Here is a 4,737-nt window from a genome sequence, read left to right as displayed (position 1 = left end):
GGTGTGTGTGGGGACGTGCATGGCCGTTTCCTCCGTCTCGCTTTGGAGGCCCCGCCCATCGGAGCCTTTCGCCCCGTCCCGGCATCATCATGGGGTCAGAAGGCGCCCGTGGGCGGCGGTCCGCGCAAAGCGGACAAGACGGAGGACGGCCGCTCTTCCGGTACGTCCGTTCAAAACACCGGCAGGTCCGGCGTTCGCTCCGGCGGAAAAGGCCCGGCGGTCTTCACGAGGACTCAGCGGCCGCGCGCAGTCGAGGCCATCAGAGGAAGAGGACGTCTTCGGTTTGTGACGGAGTCGATCAGGAGAGGGAGGGTCCTTCTCCGGCCCGTCGACCGCACGAACCAAAGGAGACGGACCATGGCACGTGAGAAAACCGCCCGGCAGGACATCTACACCCGGGTCACCGACAGCATCATCGCCGAACTGGAAAAGGGCGTGCGGCCTTGGGAGAAGCCCTGGAGCGCCGAGCACGCCGCCGGCCGGGTCAACCGGCCGCTGCGCCATAACGGCGTGCCGTACGCCGGCATCAACATCCTCATGCTCTGGACAGCCGCCCTGGAACACGGCTTCGCCTCGCCCATGTGGATGACGTTCCGGCAAGCCAAGGAACTGGGCGCGCACGTTCGCAAGGGCGAGAAGGGCTCGCCGGTCGTCTACGCCAACACGATCACCCGCACCGATGAGACCGACGAGGGCGAGACGGTCGAGCAGCACATTCCCTTCATGAAGGCCTACAGCGTCTTCAACGTCGAGCAGATCGAGGACCTGCCCGCGCACTACACCACCAAGCCCGAGCCCCGGGCTGAAGGCCCGCAGCGCATCGCCCACGCCGAGGCCTTCTTCGCCAATACCGGCGTCCAGATCGTCACCGGTGGGACCGAGGCCAGCTACAATGTCGCCCTGGATCGCATCCGCATCCCGCCGATCGAGGCGTTCCGCGACGCCGACGCCTTCTATGCCACCCTTGGGCATGAAGCAACGCACGCGACTCGCCACCCCGATCGGTTGGCCAGGGACTTCGGCCGCAAGACGTTCGGCGACGAAGGGTATGCGCGGGAAGAACTGGTGGCCGAACTCGGCGCGTCTTTTCTTTGCGCCGACTTGGATTTGACGCTACGCGTCCGCGAGGATCATGCACCGTACATCGACCACTGGCTTGGCATCCTCAAGGCGGACAAGAGAGCCATCTTCTCCGCCGCCGCCCATGCCCAGCGTGCCGCCGATTTCCTGCACAGCCTCCAGCCGGCCGTCGAGGCGGACCTCATCCCACAGATCAGCGAGGCCGCCGAGTAGGCGGCCTCTTTCATCTCACGGCTCGACACACCGGGGCCGCGTCCATCCCGGGCGCGGCGCTGTGTCGCGAGACGGGGCGCGCAAATATAGCTTGAGGGCTATATAGGCTCTGTGCTATATTCAATGGATGTGGGACGTGCTGTTTGACGAGGCCTTCGAGCCCGAATTCGATGCGTTTTCCGAGGATGTCCAGGACGCCATCCTCGCGCGCGTTGCGGTGTTGGAGCGCGAAGGCCCGCATCTGGGCCGCCCGTATGTTGATACCCTGAATGGGTCGCGGCACGCCAACATGAAGGAACTGCGGTGCACGGCGGCCGATGGCGTCTGGCGCGTGGCCTTCGCCTTCGATCCCGAACGCAGCGCCATCCTGCTGGCGGCCGGAGACAAATCGGGCGGCAGTCAGAAGCGGTTCTACAAAACGCTCGTGGCCAAGGCCGACGAGCGGTTCGACCGGCACGTGAGCCGCCGGAAAGGAGGAGGATGATGGCCAAGACACTGAGGGAAAAGATGGCGGAATTGCCGCCGGAGCGCCGGGCGCGGATCGAGGCCGAGGCCGACCGGCTGCATGCCGCGTATCAGACGCTGAAAGAGTTGCGCAAGGCTCAGGATCTCACACAGGTGCAGATGGCGGAGATGCTGGGAATCCGCCAGGCCACGGTGGCCCAACTCGAAAAGCGCAGCGACCTGATGCTCTCCACCTTGCGCAGCTACGTCGAGGCCATGGGCGGTTCGCTGAAGCTGACCGTGGAGTTTCCGGGGCGTCCGCCGGTATCGCTGGACGGCTTTTCGGATGCGTCAAGCGGCCATGCCCACCCCAGCGGTGCGTGAACGCCCATGGCCGAGCGCATTGAAAAGATCGGCATGAGGCCTGTTCACCCGGGCGAGTTCGTCCGGGAGGAAATCCTCGCCGAACTGGGTCTGTCCGTGTCCCGGGCCGCAGAAGTCCTGGGCGTGCGTCGCGCGACCCTGTCCAATCTCGTCAACGAGAAGGCGGCCCTGTCCCCCGAAATGGCCCTGCGCATCGAGAAGGCCTTCCCCAAGTGTGACCACCGCGCCCTCCGCCCCCTCTGTTGGAGAGGGGGATCTGGGAGGCGCGGTGTTCGCGTGAACCTGGGGGCGCGCCCCAGGTTCACGCGAAGGTTGAGTCAGGGTGGGGAATTTTCAAACGCCACAAATGGGGAGTTTTCATCCGGCACTGACAGGAGGGCATGGCCGAGGCGTTCACGGCGCTCTTCAATCTCGCCATGCGGATGGAGCGCGACCAGCACCTCGGCGCTGGCCCCTACGAGCGCAGTGACAGGCGCCGGGGCTACGCCAACGGCTACAAGCCGAAGAAGGTGGACACGCCCGCCGGCACCGTCACCGTGGCCGTTCCCAAGAGCCGGGGCTGCGACGAGCCGTTCTTCCCGCGGTCCCTGGAACGGGGGCGGCGCTCCTCGCGCGCCATCATGCTGGCGATCGCCGAGATGTACGTCCAGGGCGTCTCCACCCGCGACGCCGCCAAGGTGATGAAGGAATTCGGGCTGGAAAGCCTGTCCTCGACCCAGGTCAGCCGCGCCGCCGCCCTGCTGGACGACGAACTGGAGGCGTGGCGCACGCGACGGCTCGACCCGGTGAAGTACCTGATCCTCGATGCCCGCTACGAGAAGGTCCGCGACGGCGGCATCGTCCGCGACGCGGCCATCCTGTCGGCCATCGGCGTCGGCCTTGACGGCCGGCGGCGCCTTCTGGGCGTGTCGGCGGCCCTCTCGGAGGCCGAGGTCCACTGGCGCGATTTCCTGAACGACCTCGTGGACCGCGGCATGCGCGGCGTCGAGTTCATCGTCAGCGACGACCATGCCGGCCTGCGCGCCGCTCGTCGCGCCGTTTTGTCCGGCGCGACCTGGCAGCGCTGCCAGTTTCACTTGGCCCAGAACGCCATCCACCACGCCCCGACGCTCGCCATCCGCAAGCGCATCGGCGAGGAGCTGCGCGCCGTCTGGAACGCCAGGGACTTGCAGGCAGCCGAGGCAGAACTCGCCGCCCTGGCCGAGAGCTACCGCAAGGCGGCGCCGAAGCTCGCCGAGTGGCTGGAGGCGAACGTCCCCGAGGGGCTCGCCGTCTTCACCCTGCCGAAGGGGCACCGCCGCCGCATGCGGACATCGAACCCAATCGAGCGGGCCGTGCAGCAGGAGATCAAGCGCCGGACCAAGAAGGTCCGCGTCTTCCCCAACGAGGCCTCGCTGCTGCGTCTCGTCACCGCCGTCCTCGCCGAGATCGACGAGGATTGGGCCACCACAGACCGCGTCTACATCAACATGGAAAACCAGGATGACTGAGTACCCGTCCGGTGAGAACCGCTAAATTTGGGCGAGACGGGGCGCGGGTCGATCCTGTGCACTGTGGCTATCCGTACGGATAGCGATGGTGGACAAGGTGATGCGGTTGGAGATCGTGGAGACGGGCCGGCGTCGTCAGTTCAGCGATGCGGAGAAGGTCCGCATCGTGGAAGAGAGCTTCGTCGGCTCCCGTCAGGCCTCGGCGACGGCGCGGCGGTAAGGGATCTGCACATCGCTGCTGTATCGGTGGCGGGCACTGTGGCGAGAGGGCCGACTTGGCAATGCGCCGTCGCCTGGGGACGCTCCGCCGACGTTTGTGCCGGCACTCATTGTGCCCGACGGCGCGGAGACGGACGCCGGGGATGAATCGGAGCCCGCCCCGGCGATGGCCACGAAGCCGGCGGGTTCGCCGCCGTCCGATGACCGCATCGAGATTGTCGTCCCCAGCGGATACCGGGTGATCGTCGGCGCTGATATTGACGGCGACGCTCTGCGTCGGGTTCTGGCCGTGGTGGAAGCGCGATGATCCCCGTGCCGATGGACGCGAAGGTTTGGCTGGCCGGTGGCGTGACGGACATGCGCCGGGGCATGAACGGCCTGGCGCTTCAGGTCCAGGAAGGGCTCGGCCGCGACCCGCACGCCGGCGATCTTTTCATCTTCCGGGGACGGAGTGGTTCACTCATCAAGATCCTCTGGCATGATGGCGTCGGCATGTCCCTGTACGCCAAGCGGCTGGAGCGCGGGCGCTTCATCTGGCCGTCTCCGGCGGACGGCGCGGTGGCGATCTCGGCGGCCCAGTTGGGCTATCTGCTGGACGGGATCGACTGGCGCAACCCGCGCCACACGTGGCGCCCGAAACGGGCTGGGTGAGGTCCAAAAACTCCTGGAATCGCTTAGAAAACGGCGGAATCGGGGGTCTCTCCGGGGTATACTCCGGGCATGGAAGACGCCGCTGACATCGCCGATCTTCGGGCTCGCCTGAACGCCGCCGAGGCCGGCTGTGTAACCTGATGTCTGGACATTTTGTTCGAGGGGGCGCACCTGCGTGCCCATCCGTGGGGCGCGCCCCACGGATGGGCTACCCTCCATTCCGGCTTTCTCAATCGCCAAAAAGAGGAACCGGATG

At 66.5% G+C, this 4,737-nt stretch carries 7 protein-coding genes and 1 pseudogene; all 8 read left to right on the top strand.

What is annotated here, in order from left to right; all coding sequences use genetic code 11:
- Positions 1-357 precede the first annotated feature (357 nt).
- The 8 genes and pseudogenes from GGD89_RS19185 to tnpB all read left to right on the top strand — a co-directional run bounded on the left by GGD89_RS19185 (position 358) and on the right by tnpB (position 4,481).
- A complete protein-coding gene (locus GGD89_RS19185) occupies positions 358-1,293 on the top strand; it encodes an ArdC family protein (RefSeq protein WP_184049011.1) in 936 nt (311 codons plus the stop codon).
- Between the two features lie 127 nt (positions 1,294-1,420).
- On the top strand, positions 1,421-1,777 hold the full coding sequence (locus tag GGD89_RS19180) for a type II toxin-antitoxin system RelE/ParE family toxin (protein ID WP_184049008.1): 357 nt from the start codon (positions 1,421-1,423) through the stop codon (positions 1,775-1,777).
- Entirely contained in the window at positions 1,777-2,121 is a 345-nt protein-coding gene (locus tag GGD89_RS19175; protein ID WP_184049005.1) for a helix-turn-helix domain-containing protein, read from the top strand. Before GGD89_RS19180 ends, GGD89_RS19175 begins: the two co-directional genes overlap by 1 nt.
- A gap of 6 nt (positions 2,122-2,127) precedes the next feature.
- Positions 2,128-2,319 (top strand): annotated as a pseudogene (locus GGD89_RS20290) (HigA family addiction module antitoxin); the annotation flags it as partial.
- Between the two features lie 182 nt (positions 2,320-2,501).
- Positions 2,502-3,611: an IS256 family transposase gene (locus GGD89_RS19165; RefSeq protein WP_184049002.1), complete on the top strand. Its 1,110-nt coding sequence runs from the start codon at positions 2,502-2,504 to the stop codon at positions 3,609-3,611.
- An 85-nt stretch (positions 3,612-3,696) separates the two neighbouring features.
- On the top strand, positions 3,697-3,831 hold the full coding sequence (locus GGD89_RS20455; RefSeq protein WP_281396757.1) for a hypothetical protein: 135 nt from the start codon (positions 3,697-3,699) through the stop codon (positions 3,829-3,831).
- Positions 3,832-3,996: 165 nt separating this feature from the next.
- Positions 3,997-4,137, top strand: coding sequence for a hypothetical protein (locus GGD89_RS19825; protein WP_221238573.1), 141 nt, complete (start codon positions 3,997-3,999; stop codon positions 4,135-4,137).
- Between the two features lie 11 nt (positions 4,138-4,148).
- Positions 4,149-4,481: an IS66 family insertion sequence element accessory protein TnpB gene (gene tnpB / locus GGD89_RS19155; RefSeq protein WP_425503062.1), complete on the top strand. Its 333-nt coding sequence runs from the start codon at positions 4,149-4,151 to the stop codon at positions 4,479-4,481.
- Positions 4,482-4,737 lie beyond the last annotated feature (256 nt).

Origin of the sequence: Roseospira visakhapatnamensis, from assembly GCF_014197915.1 — a bacterium.
GTDB classification, from domain to species: Bacteria; Pseudomonadota; Alphaproteobacteria; order Rhodospirillales; family Rhodospirillaceae; genus Rhodospira; species Rhodospira visakhapatnamensis.
The sequence above is the reverse complement of the archived record's forward strand: the minus strand, read 5'-3'. Positions and strand labels throughout refer to the sequence as shown.